An 18,098-nucleotide genomic window follows, 5' to 3' on the forward strand; every position below is an offset into this window, starting at 1 on the left:
GACGGAGAGCCTGGACGAGGTGAGGCGTTTGCCGGTGATTACGAGGTATTTGCGGGGCGGGTCGAGGCCGGGTCTGCCGGGTGGCTCGAGCTGGGATTTGTCGGGTGCGTCGAGGCGCGGACGTCGTGCAGCGCGCTCGCCGCGACCCGGTTGAACACCATGCCGGCGGACTGGGACTCGGTCGCGGACCGGGATTCGGTCGCGGGCGCGGGCTGAGGCTGGGGCGCGGGCTCGGTTCGGTCGTCGGTCGCCGCCTGGCTGTCAGTCGTCGCTTGATTGCCGCTGCCGGTCGTCGCCTGATCGTCGGGCGCGGCGTCCGTGAGCAGATAGGCCTGGGCCTCGCCCACGTGGAAGTACATCCCGTGCAGTTCGAGCGCATCCTCCCGCAGGGCTCGCGCCACGGACTCGTGCGCCCGCAGATGCTCCAACTGCTGCACCACGTTGGTCAGACAGAGCTGCTCGACGGCGTCGGCGGGTGCCCGGCCGGCGATCCGCGGCCACGGCCGGTCCTTCGCGGCCATCCGCTCCAGACTCGGCAACCCGTGCCGCAGCCACCGCTTCAACGGTGTCCGGGCACCGGTGGGTTCGGTGTGCAGCAGCGCCTGCATCGCCCCGCATCCGGAGTGCCCGCACACGGTGATGGACCGCACCTTCAGCACCTCCACCGCGTACTCGATCGCCGCCGCCACCGAGTCGTCCCCGCTCTCCTCACCGGGCGGCGGCACGAGATTGCCCACATTGCGTACGACGAAGAGGTCGCCGGGGCCACTGGCGGTGATCATGGACGTGACCAGCCGGGAGTCGGCGCACGTCAGGAAGAGCTGCGAGGGTCTCTGCCCCTCCCGCGCGAGCCGGGCCAGCTCGCGGCGCACCAGGGGCGCGGTGTGGCGCTGGAACGCGCTGATGCCGCTTGCCAGTTCGCTGGCGGGCCCGCCCGGGGGCGCGGTCCGCGGCGGCTGCTCGCATTGGTGGTTGCGCCAGGCCGTCCAGGGCCGGCAGTGGCAACGAGAGGTCCCCGCGGGCTCGGTGATCCGCGCCCCTCCCCGTCCGGTCAGCTCCACCGATCCGCCCTGCGCGGTGTGCGCGCTCTGCCAGTCGTGCAACGACTCGTACGCCGCGTGGTCCATGAACGAGCCGTCCAACTCCACTACGGCATCGGCCCCTTGGGGCACCAGATGCAGCGCCCGGCTGAGCCGCGGCACGGCGAGGAACGTCAACTGCCCGCGTACGTGCACATGGTGGACGCCGTCCTGGTCCTCCTCGTGCCTGATCCGCGTACGCGTGAGCCGGTGCAGTGCGACGGCCACAGCGACGGCGACGCCGATCGCCACGCCTTCGAGGACGCCGAAGAACACCACGCCCACCGTCGTGACCGCGTACACCGGAACCTCGCGGTGACGCGTGATGGTGCGGATGTGGTTGAGCGACACCATCTGTACGCCGACGGCCATCACCAGTGCGGCAAGCGCGGCGAGGGGAATCAGGTCGAGCACGGGCACCAGCAGCAGAGCGGCCACCACGATCCACAGGCCGTGCAGCATCGTGGAGTTGCGGCTCACGGCGCCGGCCTGGACGTTGGCCGAGCTGCGCACCGCGACACCCGTGACGGGCAGCCCGCCCAAGGCCCCGGAGACGATGTTCGCCGCTCCTTGACCGCGCAGCTCCCGGTCGAGGTCCGCGCGCGGGATGCGTGGCCCCTGCTTGCGTGCGGCGGCCAGCTTGTCCACGGCCACTGCGGAGAGCAGTGACTCGACACTGCCGACCAGCGCGATGGTCAGCACTGCCGCGGCGATGCCGAGTACGGGACCTTCCGGCAGTCCGACGAGGCTGTGACTGCTCCAGGAGGGCAGGTCGACCCGGGGCAGCCGCAGCTCGCCGAGCGCGGCCACGGCCGTGGCCGCCGCGACCGCGGCGAGCGCCGCCGGTGCCGTACGGACAACTCGGCCCGCCCGCCCGGGAATGCGCGGCCACAGCAGCAGTACGGCCAGGGTCAGGGCGCTCGTCGACAGCGCCGCCGGGTGCGGCTCGGCCAACTGGGCGGGCAGCTCGCGGACGTTGTCGACGACGGAGCTGTGCGGTGAGCCGCCCAGCACGATGTGCAGCTGGGCGACGGCGATGGTGATGCCGATGCCGGCCAGCATGCCGTGCACGATGGCGGGGCTCACGGCGAGCGCGGAGCGGGCCACTCGAAGGAAGCCCAGGCCCAGTTGGGCGAGTCCGGCGAGCACGGTGACGGCGCAGGTCGTACGCCAGCCGTACTGCTGGATGAGGTCGGCGGTGACCACAGTGAGTCCGGCGGCGGGTCCGCTCACCTGGAGCGGCGCGCCGCCGAGCCGACCGGCCAGCAGCCCGCCCGCGGCGGCGGCGACGAGGCCCGCCTGCAACGGTGCCCCGGTCGCCAGGGCGATACCGAGGGACAGCGGCAGCGCGATCAGGAAGACGGCGATCGAGGCGGACAGATCGGCGGCCGCGATCCGGGGACCACGGCGGCGGGGCCGGGGCGGGCTGTGCGGCCGCCCTTCGTCCGGCGTGTGAGAAGAGTCGTCGGTTCGGGTGGGGACGCAGGCAGACATGGTTCCCGTCTCCTCCGGGGCTACGCGGTCGCTTGGGCGCGGCCGTGGGTCACGGCGTATTTCGGCGGGATTTATCAACGCTCAGTAAATGAATGGTAATGGAGAGTAAAGCCTGCGTGTGAAAAATTAGAGCAAATACACCAATGAATCACTCTGGCGAGTGAATGTGAACATCGATTGGTTTGTCGTACTAATTCCTTCAGGCCTCGTGGCCTTGATGCTGGTGTTCGTCGCTCCGGGCCCCTAAAAGCGTTCCGGGCGCCCCGGCAGTAAAGCCGTGGCGCCCGGGCGGGCAGCGTGAGCCGTCACGCCGTGGCGGCCTCGGCCTCACGCAGTACGAAGGCGGGGTCGACCTGGGCGGCCAGGTCGGCACCCGTCCGCTCGTTGCCCCAGGACTGCGCGTTCTTCAGGTGGAAGTGCACCATCTGGCGCGTGTAGCGCTCCCAGTCGCGCAGCCCGTACGTCGCGTCCGCAGCGGCCTGAAGCGCCTGCAGGGCACGGCGGTTGGTGTCCTCCAGCAGCTCGAACCGGGGCGGGCGGCCCTTCTCCATGGCGCGCACCCAGTCCGAGTGGCCGACCGTCACCAAGAGGTCGTCACCGACTTCGGCGCGGAGGAAGTCGATGTCGTCCTGGCCCTGCACCTTGTTGCCGACGACTTTCAGGGTGACGCCGAAGTCGCGCGCGTACTCCTTGTACTGGCGGTAGACGGAGACTCCCTTCCGAGTCGGCTCGGCGACGAGGAACGTGATGTCGAAGCGCGTGAACATGCCGGACGCGAAGGAGTCCGAGCCCGCCGTCATGTCGACGACGACGTACTCGCTCTGGCCGTCGACGAGGTGGTTCAGGCAGAGCTCCACTGCACCGGTCTTGGAGTGGTAGCAGGCCACTCCCAGATCGGCCTCGGTGAACGGGCCGGTGACCATCAAACGGACGGCGCCGCCGTCGAGTTCCACAGCTCGCGCACAGGCGTCGTACACCGGGTTGTTCTCGCACACCCGCAGCAGCCTGGAGCCCTCGCCGGGCGGGGTCGTCTTGATCATCGTCTCGGCGGAGGCGATACGCGGGTTGGAGCCGCGCAGGTAGTCCTTGATCAGCGGGAGCCGGTCACCCATCGCCGGCAGTGCGGCGGCGTCCGCCTCGTCGAGTCCGAGCGCGGGCCCGAGGTGCTGGTTGATGTCGGCGTCGACCGCGACGACCGGCGATCCCGTGGTCGCGAGGTGACGGATGAAGAGCGAGGACAGGGTGGTCTTGCCGCTGCCGCCCTTCCCAACGAAAGCAATTTTCATGTTCAGTAAGCCTAGTGGGTCGAACCACGTCCGGTCGCCGCCAAACGTGAAGAAGGCCACTCCATCGTGGGGATGGTCACAGTGGTGAGTAGGGTCGTACTCATGAGTACGACAGGTGCGAACGCCGACCCGCTCGCGGCCCTGGGCTCGCTGTCCGGCGTCGCCGAATCCGTGGAGTCCGTGCGCAAGGCCGTGGACCGGGTGTACGGGCACCGCGTCATGCGGCGCCGCAGCAACGAGATCACCTCCGAGGCCGCGCTGCGCGGCGCGCGCGGCTCCGCCTCCCTGGCCGGCGCCGACTGGGCACTCGAAGAGGTGCGCCGACGCACTGACTTCAGCGGCGACGACGAGGCCCGGGTGGTGGGCGCGGCCCTCCGGCTGACCGCCGAGGCGGGCCAACTCCTGTCCATCTGGCGGCAGTCGCCCCTTCGGGTACTGGCGCGGCTGCATCTGGTGGCGGCCGCGGACAAGGGGGACGAGGTCGGTCGGCCCCGGCAGGACGGCGAACCCGTCGACGAGTCGCTGATCGAACTGCCGCTGCCCGACGCGTCCGAGGTCGCGGGCCGCCTCGACGGTCTCTCGCAGCTGGTCATCGCGGGAAGCTCCGCCCCGGCCCTGGTGACCGCCGCCGTCGTGCACGGCGAACTTCTCGCCCTGCGCCCCTTCGGCTCCCACAACGGCCTGGTCGCGCGCGCGGCCGAACGCATCGTCCTGGTCGGCAGCGGCCTCGACCCGAAGTCCGTCTGCCCGGCCGAGGTCGGCCACGCGGAACAGGGCCGCGCGGCCTACCTGGCAGCCTTCGACGGCTATGTCTCCGGCACCCCGGATGGCATGGCGACCTGGATCGCCCACTGCGGCAAGGCTGTTGAGCTCGGCGTACGGGAGTCGACGGCGGTGTGCGAGGCGCTGCAGCGCGGGGCGGCGTGAGGCTCCCGGCCTCGAAAACGGCCCTCCTGGGAGGGCGAAAAACTCCCTGAACAGGATTGCGGCGGTACGAGGATTCGTACCGCCGCTGGCATGTTCACCGGGTTACCATGCGTCCTCGAAATATTGCCCATCAGGTCGGGAACTGTTGCCCGTCGCCTGGTGCGGCTGGCCCGTAATCGACGGGTCGACGTCGCGTGGGTACCCAGTGTTCATGCTCGGTCCGTGGGGCCTCGGTTGCGTTTAAAGGTGATCCTTTCGGATGTCCTTGGTCTCGCGGGCCGTTAACTTCTTTGTACTCCAGGACTGGAGGAAGCGGAAGTCCTCGCTGTACTTCTTTACTTTTGGGTTCAAAGAGGAGCGAATCGGTCTTCTGTGCCGCCGCGGGCTATTGGGCGGGCTCAGCTCACCACCGAACGGCGTCGGCTCGCGTACCAGACCAGTCCCGCGGTGGCCGCCGCCGCGCCTATCGCGGCCGCCGCGACCAGGGCAGGCCGGGGCGGCACGGACAACCGCTGCTTCAGCCGCACCGGGTGGTGGAAATCGAGAATGGGCCACGCGCGCGCGGTGGCCTCGCGGCGCAGCGTACGGTCGGGGTTGACCGCGTGGGGATGGCCGACGGCTTCCAGCATCGGGAGGTCGGTCGCCGAGTCGCTGTAGGCGTAGCAGCGGGAGAGGTCGTACCCCTCGGACGCGGCCAGCTCCTTGATCGCCTCCGCCTTCGTCGGGCCGTACGCGTAGTACTCCACCTCTCCGGTGAAGCAGCCGTCGTCGCCCACGACCATGCGGGTCGCCACCACGCGGTCGGCGCCGAGCAGTTCACCGATCGGCTCGACGACCTCTGTCCCGGACGTGGACACGATCACGACGTCGCGCCCGGCGATGTGGTGCTCCTCGATGAGGGAGGCCGCCTCGTCGTAGATGATCGGGTCGATCAGGTCGTGCAGCGTCTCTGCGACGATCTCCCTGACCTGCCGCACGTTCCAGCCGCGGCACAGCGCGGACAGGTACTCGCGCATCCGCTCCATCTGGTCGTGGTCCGCGCCGCCCGCGAGGAAGACGAACTGGGCATATGCGGTACGCAACACACCGCGGCGGTTGATCAGCCCGCCTTGGTAGAACGACTTGCTGAACGTGAGCGTGCTCGACTTCGCAATGACCGTCTTGTCCAGGTCAAAGAAGGCCGCTGTGCGGGGCAAGGAGTGGTTTTCCACGAGCCTGAGCATAGGCGCCCACCATTCGGCGTAAGGTGGGGCGCGTGGGTTTGCCTGAGAGGCCTCTCGGGTACACCATGGAAGTCACGGATCGTTCGCGACCGTGCTAACCCGGTCCGGCTCCTCCCCCCCCGAGTCGGCCGTGGGGACGACCCCCGCTCTCCCCCCCGGCGGGGGTCGTCGCATGTCCGGATGGGTTTTCTCCCTTTCTTCGCTGAGCACCGGGCCGCCCTGCGCGGCTTCGGTGCTTCTTCGCGTGTACGCATGATCCGTCACCGTGTGTAGTCGTCAGGCTGCTCTGTGGAAGTCTGCGGAAGTCGTACAGGGGTCACCGGTATGGGTGAACGCGATATTCACAACCGTCGAGTTGTCCACAGTTATCGAGCAAGATCCACACGATTTTCGGGATCGCTGCACCGTGATTCCAGCGCGTGCCGCCGGGTGCGAGTTCATGGCCGGTTCGGTTTGTCCGGCGGCTATGGCCGGTTCGTATCGGCGGTTCATATGGAGGACCGGTTGCCGGTTCTCACGCGTGAGCGGGATTCGCGGGGCCGGAGGGGCTTCGCGAGGAAGCAGCGAAGGGGGATGGAGATCGTGGCGGGAGCCATCACGCACGACCGGCCGTCGGCCGCGGAGGGGCGGCAGGGCGGGCCGTTGATCGTCACGGAGGACGTGGAACTGCTGGACGACCTGCTGAGGCTGTGCGCCGCGGCGGGCGCCCGGCCCGAGGTCCATCACGGGGTGCCGGAGCGTGGAGGGGGCTGGGAGACCGCGCCCTTGGTGCTGGTCGGCGATGATGCCGCGCGACGTGTGCGGGGGGCCTCGCGCAGGCGCGGAGTGGTGCTGGTTGGGCGCGATCAGGACGATTCCGGGGTGTGGCGGCGGGCCGTGGAGATCGGCGCCGACCATGTCCTGTTGCTGCCCGATGGCGAACAATGGCTGGTCGACCGGATCGCCGACGTGGCCGAGGGAGTCGGCCCTCCCGCGCTCACCGTTGGCGTGATCGGCGGTCGCGGCGGGGCCGGTTCATCCACGCTGGCCTGCGCGCTCGCTGTCACCTCGGCGCGCGAGGGGCGCCGCACACTGCTCGTGGACGCGGATCCGCTGGGCGGCGGAATCGATGTACTCCTCGGCGGCGAGAAGGCCGATGGCCTGCGCTGGCCGGCTTTCGCCGCCTCGCGCGGCCGGGTCGGCGGCGGCGCCCTGGAGGAGTCGCTGCCCGAACTGCACGCGCTGCGTGTCCTCAGCTGGGATCGCAGTGACTCCGTCGTCATCGCGCCCGAGGCAGTACGGGCGGTGCTGGCCGCGGCTCGACGGCGGGGCGGCACGGTCGTCGTGGACCTGCCGCGCCGGGTCGACGAAGGCGTCGCGGAGGCCCTCGCCCAGATGGACCTGGGACTGCTCGTGGTCCCCGCCGAGCTGCGCGCGGTCGCGGCGGCCGGGCGGGTGGCGTCCGTGGTCGGCATGGTCCTGCGCGACCTGCGGGTCGCCGTGCGAGGGCCGTACGCGCCCGGCCTGGACGACAAGGAGGTGGCGCGTCTGCTCCGACTCCCCCTGGCGGGCGAATTGCCCGTGGAGACGGGGTTGTCGGCGGCGCAGGAGCGCGGGGCTCCGCCCGGGGGAGACGCCCGAGGGCCGCTCGCCCGCTTCTGCTCGGCGTTCTGGCAGCGGGCCGCGGTCGCGGGAGGGGGCGTATGAGCGGGGGCACGCGTGTGCGTGCCGGGCGGTCCGGCGGGCGTACGGGAGTGGGTTCGCCGGCGGATGCAGGGCCGTTGGGCGGGCAGACGAGTCCGGGTCGGTCTGCGGATGCGGGGCTGTCCGGCGGGCGTGCGGGCGTGGGCTTGCCCGCGAACGCGAGGCTGCCGGGTGGGCGCATGGGTGTGGGCCGGCCCGCCGATGCGGAGCTGTTGGACGGGGTGCGGCAGTGGCTTGCCGAGAGTGGGGCCGAGCCGACTCCGGCGCGGGTGGCACAGGCGTTGCGGGACCAAGGGCGGGTGCTGGGCGATGCCGAAGTGCTGGGCGCGGCCGAGCGGTTGCGCTCCGAGCTGGTCGGGAGCGGCCCACTGGAACCGCTGCTCGCCGACCCGACGGTGACCGATGTGCTGGTCTCGGCGCCCGACCGGGTGTGGGTGGACCGGGGCGGCGGCCTGGAGCTGACGGCTGTCTCCTTTCCGGACGCCGCGGCCGTACGACGTCTCGCGCAGCGACTCGCGGCCGTGGCCGGGCGACGGCTCGACGACGCGCACCCCTGGGTCGACGCGCGGCTTCCGGACGGTACGCGTCTGCATGCGGTGCTGCCGCCGGTCGCGGTCGGCTCGACGTGCCTGTCGCTGCGGGTCGTACGGCCGCGGGCGTTCACGCTCGACGAACTGGTGGCCGCGGGGACCGTGCCGCCGGGCGGCGACCGGGTGCTGCGGGCGCTGCTCGACGCCCGGCTGTCATTCCTGATCAGCGGCGGTACGGGCAGCGGCAAGACGACACTCCTGAGCGCCCTGCTGGGGCTGGTCGGACCGGGTGAGCGGATCGTGCTCGCCGAGGACTCGGCGGAACTGCGCCCCGACCATCCGCATGTCGTACGCCTCGAATCCAGACCCGCCAACCAGGAGGGCGCCGGTCTCGTCACCCTCCAGGACCTGGTGCGCCAGGCCCTGCGGATGCGACCGGACCGGCTGGTCGTCGGCGAGGTGCGCGGGCCTGAAGTCGTCCATCTGCTGGCCGCGCTGAACACCGGTCATGAGGGTGAGTGCCTACACAAACCATACACGCAAGTCGGCTGGTCAGTGGGGCAGTACGCACGCGCCCAACTGCTCTCGCACGTACGGCAGTTGAGGCACGGGACAGAACGCACTGGACGGGGCGGTACCGCGCGATGAGCCTTGATCAGCGGCCCGCTGAGGGCATGAAAGATCCCCGGCCACCTCCCGGGGGTAAGAGGGTGACCGGGGCCGCCAGAGGGCACTCAGGGCCGCTAGTACGAGGGCATGAGCGTTGAGCCGCAGGCGCAGACCAACACGTTGCCGCACCGCTCGTACCGGTGTTGCCCGTCTTCGTAAGCCGTGCACATCAGATCCAGTCCCCCGGCTCGGCAATGTACGGGCGGGTGATCACTTCCCGGTACTCAAGATGAGTCGGGTTGGCCTTGAGGTGAGCTTCGGCCCAAGCTGTGCCGTCCGTGGCTTTCCCGCTCATCTCGCTTATGGCCGTGCAACCGTCCGCCTTGCACTGCATGTGAAAGGTGGTCGGCTCGGCGCCCGTCCGCTCGACGTCCGGCATGATCGTGTACTCGCGGAACCGGTACTTCTTCCTCGTCGTCAGAGCCCCTCCCAAGTGGGACTCAATAGCGGCGCCCAACTCGTCGGCACGCTGTGACAGTTCGTCGCGCTCCGTCGGGGCAGTCATGGCGCAACCTCCACGGGAACGATCTTCTCAGGATCGGCCTCCCACTCTTTCCCGCCGTGTTCCGGCCGGAGCATCACGCGCGTGCTCCCCCCATGGGGCAGACCCATGAACTTGCCGGTCCTGCCGGTCGCTGTGTCCAGTACGAGCGTGCCCACGGCGGGGAGTCGCACCACCAGGAACTTACTCACGCTGCCTCCCCGTATCGCGCCCTGAGCCATTTGGGCGCAAAGATCGACCGAGCGAGGATGCGCGCGCATTCCTCGTCGGCGTAGTTGTCTCGCACAGTTCCCGACGAGGGCCGAGGGTTAATGCCTACGAGCACGGCACGGGGGGTGACCACGCCGCACCGGACGCAAGTAGCCCACCGGAATGGGGTAACGATCTCCGCTTGCCCCGGACCGGTGGGCCCGGGGTCAAGAGGCTTCTTTAGCGCGCGTGCGCTCACGTCCGACCCCCTTGCATAGCTTGCTAGATGGGCAGTCAACGACTGAGGCAGTGCCCGGCTCCACTACCTTGCATGAACTTGCACGTGGATGTTGCCGCAGGCGGTCTTGACGAGGATCACCACGAGGGCAAGATGGCTGTGCAAGTCCAAGCAAACCGCGCACTGACGGAGGCTGACATGGCGCTACGGTTCGTCGGGATCGACCCGAACACCGATCACGACCACTGCCCTACTGTGTGGGCTGACGAAGAGTCAGGAGAGCTTGTAATTCAGGGTTGGAAGGCGAGCCCCGAGCTTCGGGCAGCCTGCGAGGAAAACACACCGGCTAACGGGCCGATCCCGGACAGCGAGGAAGTCATCAGGATTCCGGCGCGCATGATGCCGATGATCAGGGAAGCGTGCGATGCCGTCGAGCGTTCCGCCGTTCAGTGAGCTACTGGCCAACACCAGGGAGTTTGCCGTTCACCTGGAAATGCGGGATGACTACGGCAGCAACCCACGGCTAGAAGCATGGCAGCGCGGGGAGCGCGTTGACTGGAACAACCGCGAAACATGGTGGCACCCGTTCCACCAGACCATTGCGGACGCCGTCTCCCGTGGCGTAGCAATTCGCCGTGCACGCGTCGTGTCGGAGCCAGTTAGCGAATACATTCGCTGGGAGCACTACGCGACGCAAGCCAATGTCATTGCTGGCGAAGAGGTGCGCTGGTTGCCGCGCAGGCAGGCGACGGGTTTCCTGGTACCCGCCAATGACTTTTGGCTGTTCGACGGAAACCTCCTCCGCATCCACCACTTCGCCGGGGACGGCAGTCACGTCACAGACGAACTCAGCACCAACGCACGAGACCTGAAGTGCTGCACTTCGGCATTTGAGGAAATCTGGCAGCGTGCCATTCCGCACAGCGAATACAAGATCTAAGAACACCCGGGCAGCCAACTTATGTCTTCGTCTCCTTCGTCCAGGGCTCAAGAGGCCAGGGCAGCCGTAGCCGGTCGGTTGCGGGAAATGCGCCTTGACGCGGGAATTACAGGGCGCGAGTTGGCTGCTCGCTGCGGTTGGAGCGAATCCAAGTCATCCCGAATAGAGCATGCCAGGACACCACCTAGTGACTCCGACATTCGCGCATGGTGTGCAGCGTGCAGCGCGCCGGAACAGGCCGATGACCTCATTGCGGCCAACCGGCAAGCAGACTCCATGTATGTGCAGTGGAAGCGGCTACAGCGAACGGGGCTGAGGCGACTACAGGAGTCGGGCGTACCGCTGTATGAGCAAACACGCCAATTTCACGTCTACTGTTCCAATGTGGTACCGGGCTTCTTTCAGACGCCCGGCTATGCAACGGCCCTACTGACTTCAATTGCGAAGTTTCGAGGAACACCGGACGACGTGGCGGACGCCGTTACGGCGCGTATGAACAGATCCCACGTCATCCGTGAAGGTGACCACCGCTTTGCGGTACTGATCGAAGAATCAGTCTTGCGATACCGGATAGGAAGCGCCGAAGTCATGGCCGCACAGCTTGGCCACCTGCTGTCAGTTATGGCGCTCCCCTCAATCTCGCTGGGCATCATCCCGTTCACGGCGCCCCGGGAATCCTGGCCCCTGGAGACGTTCACTATCTTCGATAGCCAGCGGGTACACGTCGAGACTCTGTCGGCATCTATCAAGGAAACGCAGCCAAGTGATGTGGCGCTGTACGTGAAAGCGTTTGGGAACCTGAAAGATATTGCCGTTTATGGGGCGGATGCTCGTTCGCTCATCACATCAGCCATCGACTCTTTGGCTTAACTCGCCGAGCATTCACGCAGAAATGGCCCTCAGAGTCACCGGAAATCAACCGGAGCCCCGAGGGCCGTTCTCGTCTGTGCGGGGCCGGTAGGCGGGCCCACAGCAGGACCTAATGGGGCATCAGATACTACTCTGTGTGACGAATCAGGGTCGAGCCGGCGCGACCCGTAACAGTCATAAGTGGACACAGCGGACCACCCTCGATCACGCTCCGTTCAGTAGGCGTCGGCCCACGACGTCACGCGCCGATCGGCGGTCACGGAACGGCCCTCAAAGCGCCTGCGGCGTGCCCCGAGAATGGCCAGACAGTCAGCGGGCGGAAACGTCCACAGAGGGGCGCGGAGCGTCTCGTCAGACTCGGCGGCGAGCCGCTTTAGTCGGTCCTGGTAGTCGTTCAAACATTCCTCCGAAAGGCAGCAATGAGCCCCGGGAATCTCAAGGGAAACCCGGGGCTCTTTGGTAATGCAGCGAGGTTGCAGTGCGTCAGCCTGCCCGGTTCACGCTGTGTCACGTGATCCACTCTCTGAACCGGGCGAACCGGACAAAGCCCTCCCCCGCGTTCTGGCGTCCATGATCGTTAAGGGGCCCTCCCCAGGGGGGTGTCACGCTCCGTGGTCGATTCCGCTGAGCTATTCGCGCTCGTGCTCCGCCAATAGCTCATCCGGCCACGCCGTGCCGTCAGCGGGTAGCGCAAGCTTGGCGCGCATCAGCGTCAAGGCCACGTTGTCCGGAACCTCAAGCTCATCGCCGCTGGAGTAGACCTCACCGGCGAATATGAATTGGTGACCAAAGCCAACTCGCAAGCGCATTGTTCCTCCTAAGGGAATGGGCGGGCCAGCGCACCCAGCACTAACCTGCCCTAATGTGTTACGCGTTCGCGCTGCCCCATGAAAGAGCCCGCTCAGCGAATGCGGAGCGATTCACACCCGTGCACTCGGCGGCGAGTTTGGCCATTGCTGCCCGCAGCTTGGCATACGCCGTAGGCGCTGCCTGTAGCTTCCTGGCAGTCTCATTGCCGTTGTTGGCCTCACGCTGAATGAAAGCGGCCTCAGCGGCTATCCGCAGCGCCTTAGCGTCAGCATTCCGGCCCGTCGCCACGAGTTCGAGCCAGGGCGAAAGTGCGAGCTGAGACAGCGCGCCACCCGCAGCGACAAGGGTCCGGAAAACGTCGTTCAGCGACAGGTCATTCCGACGGAGAACTTGCTCAGCGTCGCTGCGTGCAATCAGCGCTTCGGTGCCGGTCGGCGCCTTGAAAATTGCCACGCGGAGGTCTGCCAGATAGACCGTTTCGACTACGTCGATACTGCCCTTCCAGTCGCTGTAAGCGCGCTCGGCAGTAAGAAGGATTTCATCGGCCTCAGCACGGCGACCAGCCGGATACTTGCGGACATCAGCGAGCGTGCGCTGAGCCTCAATGGCGGCATTAATCAGCTTGGAGGCAATCCCAGGGGCGCCGTCCGAATCAACTCCCTTGGACTGCTCGTCGACGACGCGCCGGGCGGCAGTGATGACCGGGCTTAGTTCGTTGGCCTCTTTGAGAAGGTCTTCGGGGCGGAAAGTGATGGACATGGGTCCTCGTTTCTGCGGGGTCCTAGGAATGGTTCCCAGGAAAAGAGAAAGCCCCGTTATGTGAACGATCCTCCCGGCGGCAACCGAGGATTGTTCACATAACGGGGCAAGACTGAGTCAGCGTGGTTGCCGTCACACTGAGAGGCGGTGAGCACGTAGGAAATTTCCTAGGTGACGAGACTCCCGGCCGAATGGAGGTACGACCGGGGCCCGTGCTGACACACCCGCAAACGGAGGATGACCAATCCCCTCGCTTGGTTAAATTAGAGAGGGGATCTCTAGTTCTGTGACGCTGACCAAATGAGAAATCCCCCGCCACTCCGATTGGGGAGTAACGGGGGCTTCAAGGGCCCTCAGAGGGCTTGTGGGCGCCTTAGGCGATGCCGGGGCACCTTTCCTTGCGCGAGTGTGAGAAGGCGCCTCAGATCGGCACCTAGGGCTTCTAGGAAATTTCCTAGCCTCGCGCCTTGACCCTCTGCCGGTAGGCGCGGGCATTACAAGCGCCCGAGCAGTAGCGGGTAGGACGGCCGTGGCCGGACCAGCGCCGAGCGGGCTTACCGCAGGGGCAGACAGCGGACATGCGGGCTTCGTAAACCTCAGAGCGAGTCATACAGGGGTCTCCTATGGTGCTTAGTTGAGCGTTCTCTAAGTTGATCTAGCGGCTGACCTGGGATTAGTGACGAATGACGAATTTTTATTGAATTTCGATATCCCTATAGAGTCTCTTAAGGGAAACCGGGAAGCGTGTTTAAATCGTCATTCGTCATGGCTGCTTCCTCGCTGCGTAGGCTGCACGGTCCCGGCATCCCCGAGAGCAGTAGCGGGCCGGTCGTCCGTTGCCGCTGTACTCAACGAGGTTATTGCAGGTGGGCAGCGCGCACGGTGGGGCCTGGGAGGCTGCCTCAGCAAACCTCAGGGCCTCGCTTATGAGGGTGTGCGCGACTTCCCGGCTTTCCTCACTGCCGCCCACGGCTTCCCATGCTGCCGCTTCTGCTGTGCGTAGGTGGCGTAGTAGTCGGTCGTAATTCGCTGAAACCATGGCTGAGTGTCCGCGTATTCCGTTGAGGGTGGTCGGTGTGTCCGTCGAAATACGCCGGAAGTGGGGACCGGAGTCCGCGAAACTCGTCGTAAGTCTCTTTGATCAGAGAGGCCGTATCTAGCGAGAGTACTTGTCGAGTACGCGTCAATACCTTTAATCGGCTGGCCGCTGTACGGCCGTCTGCGGACACGAGAAAGCCCCGCCCGACCACGGGGGCCGAGCGGGGCTGGGAGGGTCTGAGTGCGGCCCTCAGGGGTGCCTAGTCGAGCAACCCGCTTTCAACCATGGCGATACCGGCAAGCTCACCTGTCGCCGGGTCATTCCTGAACCAGGCCGGACCCTCGTAGGTGACCGCTACCCGCGCCGGATCGAACCGCCTAGGGGCGCCCGGGGTTGCCGGACGGATGACCACGCGCGTACCGAGATCAGCGAGCAAGCTTCGGCGCCCCTCGTCGTCGCGCCGTTCCCACTCCTCCTCAATGGTGCCCCCGGCGTCGACCCATCGGCCTACGGCGTGCTGCGCTTCCGCCTCTAGCTCCTCTGCGCGTGCCTCTAGCGCTGTGATCTGAGCGGTTACCCGCGCTGCTGCTCGACCACCCGCAGGCAGGTTGGCCAGGTTCCCCGAAAGGTTGTCCAACTGACCGTTGACTTCGGCAAGTTGGAGCACGGCACTGCCGTCGGGCTCTGCCCAGCGCATAAGGGCCAGCGCGCCGAACCGCTTCAGGTAATCGGCGGTCACAAGATCGTCGAGATAGGGCGCCGTGATGACGTTCGGCCGGTGCTTGCCACGCTTGCCGATCCCTTTCTGGCAGACGTACGTGCTGTAGTCCTTTCCATTGACGGCACGACGCTGCCGATATACCGGGCCGTTGCATTCTGAACAGAGCGCTACGTGAAGGAGTAGGGCTTTGCCCGTGCGCTCGGCTCCGCGTCCCCTCGAATTTCCGTCGATGATCGCGCGCGCCGCTGCCCAGGTTTCCCCGTCGAGAAGCTCGGGCCCTGCGAAAACGGGGCGCCCCTCAGCGTCGAGCACGGCTTGGTTATGGACAGCGCCGCGCTTCTTTCCGGGAACGGACTGCACAAGCCACCCGCGAAGGGCGGGCGTGTAAAGAACATCCCGCAGCGTGGTCGTGTACCAACGCTGGGGGTTCTTCTTTTGTCCGTCACGCCCTTCGCGTTCGTGGCTCAGTTTGCGGCCGTCCCGCTGGCGCGCGTGGTCCGCCGGGGGAAGAACTCCGCGTTTATTGAGTTCGCGGGTAAGGCCGGTCAGCGTGGCGCCGTGATTGATGAGCTTGTCAGCGCATTCGCGGATGATTGCTGCGGCTGTTTCGTCGATAATCCAACGCTTGTTGTTTACCGGGCCGGTGACCGCGTAGCCGTAGGGCGCCAATCCGCCCAGGTGGTTACCGCGTGACCGGAAGTGCTTTTTGCTGTCCGTGATGCGGGCCGTGATCATGTCCCGCTCGTACTCGGCGAATGCGGCAAGTACGTTGATAATGATGCTTGCGTTTTCCGGGCTTACCACGCCGTCCGCTGTGATGATCGTGGTGTGGGTCGACTTGGCAGCGTCGAGGAGGCGCTGGAATTCCAGAACGCTCCGCGCGTACCGGTCCAGCTTCGCCGCTAGCACGTAGTCAGCGCGCGGCAGCCACGACAGGACTTCCCGCATTCCGGGGCGGTCTTCGAGCTTGCTCGCTCCGCTCACGTTGGTGTCGGTGGCGACGTGCACCACTTCCCACCCGCGCTGTTCGGCGTACGCGCGGCACGCTGCTATGCGGTGGTCGGGTGCCTCTTCGGCGAACAGTCGGGACAGTCGGTCGTAGATGACCACGGTTGGACGTCTCATATTCACCCTTAGAGAGGGGTTCTCGCCTGTGGATGGTTAGGCGAGGCACTCGGGCGGCTGCGGGACTGTCCATGCGAATGCGGCGGCAGGCGTGCCGGCCCGCTTGGAGGCGCTGGGCACGGCGGCGGGACTCGACCGGGCCGCCCTGCACAGCCAGGTGGCGGCCGCGCTGTCGGTGGTGCTCCATCTCGTACGCGACCGGGTCGGGCGGCGGCGGATCGCCGAGGTGCATGTGCTGGAGCGGGATCCGGCGGGGCTCGTGGTGACGGTGCCGGCACTGCGCTGGGGAGCGGAGGCCTTCGCGTACGAGCGGGGGTGGGAGCGGCTGCGGGGGCTGCTCGGTGAGAGGAGTGAGGGGCTGTGACGGGGGTCGGAGAGGTGTCGGTGGGTGCGGCGATGGTGTGTGCCGGGGCGGCGGCCTGGCTGATGGGTGGCCAAGGGCCAGGGGCTCGGCGAGCGCAACTGCTGTGCGCCACTGGCGGGGTGGCGGGCGCTGGACCGCCGACGAGGGAGCGAAGGGTGCGGGAGCGGGTGGCGCGGGCTGCGGAGCGGTTGCGGCGGCTGCATCGGCTTCGGGGCGAGTGGTGGTCGCTGGTCGCCGGGTTGGTGGTCGCCGTGCTGGGGGCGTCCGTGGTGCCGCTCGTCGTGGGCGCGCTCGGGGTGCCGCTGGTGAGGCGCGCTCGGCAGGCCGGGCAGACGCGGCGTACGCGGGAGCGGCGGGCCGCTGCGGTGATCGCGTTGTGCGGGGCGCTCGCGGGTGAGGTGCGCGCCGGGCGGCAGCCGGGCGAGGCGCTGCTGCGGGCCGCTCGTGACTCCGGTGGGCTCGGCGATGCGCAGGCGGTGGTGCTGGCGGCGGCACGGTTCGGCGGCGATGTGCCCGGTGCGCTCACCGATGCGGCACGGCGGCAGGGGGCTGAGGGACTGCTGGGCCTTGCCGCGTGCTGGCGGGTCGCCGTGGACCGGGGTGCCGGGCTCGCGGCCGGGCTCGACCGGCTGGAGGCGGCGTTGCGCGCGGAGCGGGATCAACGGGCGGATCTGCGCGCCCAGTTGGCGGGAGCGCGGTCCACGGCGGTGCTGCTCGCGGGACTGCCCTTGCTGGGCCTGCTCCTCGGTACCGCGCTCGGCGCCGATCCGCTGCACGTCGTGCTGCACACCGGCGCGGGCCTCGGCTGTCTGCTGGTCGGCGGGGTGCTGGAGGGCGTCGGGCTGTGGTGGGCGCTGCGGATCGTACGGAGGGCGGAGGCGGTATGAGCACGGAGGCTGTCCACAGGCTGGGGGTGGCCCTGTGCCTGGCGACGGGACTGTGGTCGCTGGTGTGGGCCCTGGGAGCGGCGCGGCGGGAGCGGAGGGTGCGCAGGCGGCTGGGGGCGGTGCTGGTCGTGAAGCCGACGTCCGTCGGACGACGCTTCGACGTTCGGGCCCCGGTGAGGAAGTGGCTGCCGGTGGTCGGCGCCGTGAGCGCCTGCTGGGTGTTCGTCGGCGGCGTCCCCGGAGTCGTCGTGGGGCTCGTGGCCGGGTTCGGGGTGAGGCGGTGGCAGCGCAGGCCGACGCCGGTGGAGGAGCTCGACTCGGGCCTGGCCGGGCGGCAACTGCCGCTTGCGGCCGACCTGTTGGCGGCCTGCATCGAGGCGGGCGCCAGCCCTGTGGTGGCGGCTCAGGCCGTGGGGGAGGCGTTGGAAGGGCCCGTGGGAGACCGGCTCGCGAAGGGCGCCGCCGAGGTCCGGCTCGGGGGTGAACCCGCCGAGGTGTGGCGGGGGTTGGCAGCCCTGCCCGGCGCCCGCGCACTGGCCCGGTTGCTGGAGCGGGCGGGCGAATCGGGCGTACCTGCGGCGAATCCCGTCGCACGGCTTGCCGCGGAGGCCCGTGCGGAGTGGGGGCGTACGGCCACGGCACGTGCGCGGCGGGCGGCCGTCATGGTCACCGCGCCGGTGGGGCTGTGTTTCCTGCCCGCGTTCATCGCCATCGGGGTGCTGCCCGTGGTGATCGGCTTGGCGGGCGGGGTGCTGGGAGGGGG

Annotated in this window: 16 protein-coding genes and 1 pseudogene; 9 read left to right on the forward strand and 8 right to left on the reverse strand. The window is 67.8% G+C overall.

Annotation, left to right across the window (positions count from 1 at the left end):
* Window positions 1-38 precede the first annotated feature (38 nt).
* Window positions 39-2,573 (reverse strand): bifunctional SulP family inorganic anion transporter/carbonic anhydrase, encoded by a 2,535-nt coding sequence (locus G5C60_RS26440; protein WP_241267082.1) that lies wholly within the window; start codon window positions 2,571-2,573, stop codon window positions 39-41.
* Between the two features lie 305 nt (window positions 2,574-2,878).
* Entirely contained in the window at window positions 2,879-3,859 is a 981-nt protein-coding gene (locus G5C60_RS26445) for an ATP-binding protein (protein WP_165263422.1), read from the reverse strand.
* Between the two features lie 102 nt (window positions 3,860-3,961).
* On the opposite strand from G5C60_RS26445, the gene G5C60_RS26450 reads away from it, so the two are divergent.
* Window positions 3,962-4,786, forward strand: coding sequence for a Fic family protein (locus G5C60_RS26450; protein ID WP_165263423.1), 825 nt, complete (start codon window positions 3,962-3,964; stop codon window positions 4,784-4,786).
* 398 nt (window positions 4,787-5,184) lie between these two features.
* On the opposite strand, the gene G5C60_RS26455 is transcribed toward G5C60_RS26450, so the two are convergent.
* The gene (locus tag G5C60_RS26455) at window positions 5,185-6,009 is read right to left on the reverse strand and encodes an HAD family hydrolase (RefSeq protein ID WP_165263424.1); all 825 of its coding nucleotides are present in this window, start codon (window positions 6,007-6,009) and stop codon (window positions 5,185-5,187) included.
* Between the two features lie 582 nt (window positions 6,010-6,591).
* On the opposite strand from G5C60_RS26455, the gene ssd reads away from it, so the two are divergent.
* On the forward strand, window positions 6,592-7,695 hold the full coding sequence (gene ssd / locus G5C60_RS26460; RefSeq protein ID WP_165263432.1) for a septum site-determining protein Ssd: 1,104 nt from the start codon (window positions 6,592-6,594) through the stop codon (window positions 7,693-7,695).
* Between the two features lie 176 nt (window positions 7,696-7,871).
* Window positions 7,872-8,870, forward strand: coding sequence for a TadA family conjugal transfer-associated ATPase (locus tag G5C60_RS26465; protein ID WP_241267083.1), 999 nt, complete (start codon window positions 7,872-7,874; stop codon window positions 8,868-8,870).
* A gap of 190 nt (window positions 8,871-9,060) precedes the next feature.
* On the opposite strand, the gene G5C60_RS52310 is transcribed toward G5C60_RS26465, so the two are convergent.
* Together G5C60_RS52310 and G5C60_RS26475 are read right to left on the reverse strand one after the other, a co-directional pair.
* On the reverse strand, window positions 9,061-9,396 hold the full coding sequence (locus G5C60_RS52310; RefSeq protein WP_241267084.1) for a DUF7848 domain-containing protein: 336 nt from the start codon (window positions 9,394-9,396) through the stop codon (window positions 9,061-9,063).
* Window positions 9,393-9,584, reverse strand: a complete 192-nt coding sequence (locus tag G5C60_RS26475) for a hypothetical protein (protein ID WP_338145928.1) — start codon at window positions 9,582-9,584, stop codon at window positions 9,393-9,395. The genes G5C60_RS52310 and G5C60_RS26475 overlap by 4 nt, the downstream gene beginning before the upstream one ends.
* Before the next feature lie 434 nt (window positions 9,585-10,018).
* Between G5C60_RS26475 and G5C60_RS26480 the strand changes: the two genes are divergently transcribed.
* From G5C60_RS26480 to G5C60_RS26490, 3 genes are read left to right on the forward strand one after another with little or no spacing between them, the layout of a single operon-like run.
* Window positions 10,019-10,273, forward strand: a complete 255-nt coding sequence (locus G5C60_RS26480; RefSeq protein WP_165263434.1) for a hypothetical protein — start codon at window positions 10,019-10,021, stop codon at window positions 10,271-10,273.
* On the forward strand, window positions 10,245-10,760 hold the full coding sequence (locus tag G5C60_RS26485; RefSeq protein WP_165263426.1) for a DUF6879 family protein: 516 nt from the start codon (window positions 10,245-10,247) through the stop codon (window positions 10,758-10,760). Before G5C60_RS26480 ends, G5C60_RS26485 begins: the two co-directional genes overlap by 29 nt.
* A gap of 21 nt (window positions 10,761-10,781) precedes the next feature.
* The gene (locus tag G5C60_RS26490) at window positions 10,782-11,630 is read left to right on the forward strand and encodes a helix-turn-helix domain-containing protein (protein ID WP_165263427.1); all 849 of its coding nucleotides are present in this window, start codon (window positions 10,782-10,784) and stop codon (window positions 11,628-11,630) included.
* Window positions 11,631-12,259: 629 nt separating this feature from the next.
* Here G5C60_RS26490 and G5C60_RS26495 read toward each other — a convergent pair.
* From G5C60_RS26495 to G5C60_RS26505, 3 genes are all read right to left on the reverse strand, one after another.
* Window positions 12,260-12,439 carry a hypothetical protein gene (locus G5C60_RS26495; RefSeq protein WP_165263428.1) on the reverse strand — a complete coding sequence of 60 codons (180 nt, stop codon included), beginning with the start codon at window positions 12,437-12,439 and terminating at the stop codon, window positions 12,260-12,262.
* A gap of 58 nt (window positions 12,440-12,497) precedes the next feature.
* Window positions 12,498-13,199 (reverse strand): hypothetical protein, encoded by a 702-nt coding sequence (locus tag G5C60_RS26500; RefSeq protein WP_165263429.1) that lies wholly within the window; start codon window positions 13,197-13,199, stop codon window positions 12,498-12,500.
* Between the two features lie 1,298 nt (window positions 13,200-14,497).
* Window positions 14,498-16,069, reverse strand: coding sequence for a recombinase family protein (locus G5C60_RS26505; protein ID WP_165263430.1), 1,572 nt, complete (start codon window positions 16,067-16,069; stop codon window positions 14,498-14,500).
* A 61-nt stretch (window positions 16,070-16,130) separates the two neighbouring features.
* On the opposite strand from G5C60_RS26505, the pseudogene G5C60_RS26510 reads away from it, so the two are divergent.
* The 3 genes and pseudogenes from G5C60_RS26510 to G5C60_RS26520 all read left to right on the forward strand — a co-directional run.
* Window positions 16,131-16,448 (forward strand): annotated as a pseudogene (locus G5C60_RS26510) (ATPase, T2SS/T4P/T4SS family); the annotation flags it as partial.
* 32 nt (window positions 16,449-16,480) lie between these two features.
* Window positions 16,481-17,335 (forward strand): type II secretion system F family protein, encoded by an 855-nt coding sequence (locus G5C60_RS26515; protein WP_165263435.1) that lies wholly within the window; start codon window positions 16,481-16,483, stop codon window positions 17,333-17,335.
* On the forward strand, window positions 17,332-18,098 hold a 767-nt coding region (locus G5C60_RS26520), incomplete at its 3' end, for a type II secretion system F family protein (protein ID WP_165263431.1). The genes G5C60_RS26515 and G5C60_RS26520, both read left to right, overlap by 4 nt.

Origin of the sequence: Streptomyces scabichelini (assembly GCF_011045015.1) — a bacterium.
GTDB lineage: Bacteria > Actinomycetota > Actinomycetes > Streptomycetales > Streptomycetaceae > Streptomyces > Streptomyces scabichelini.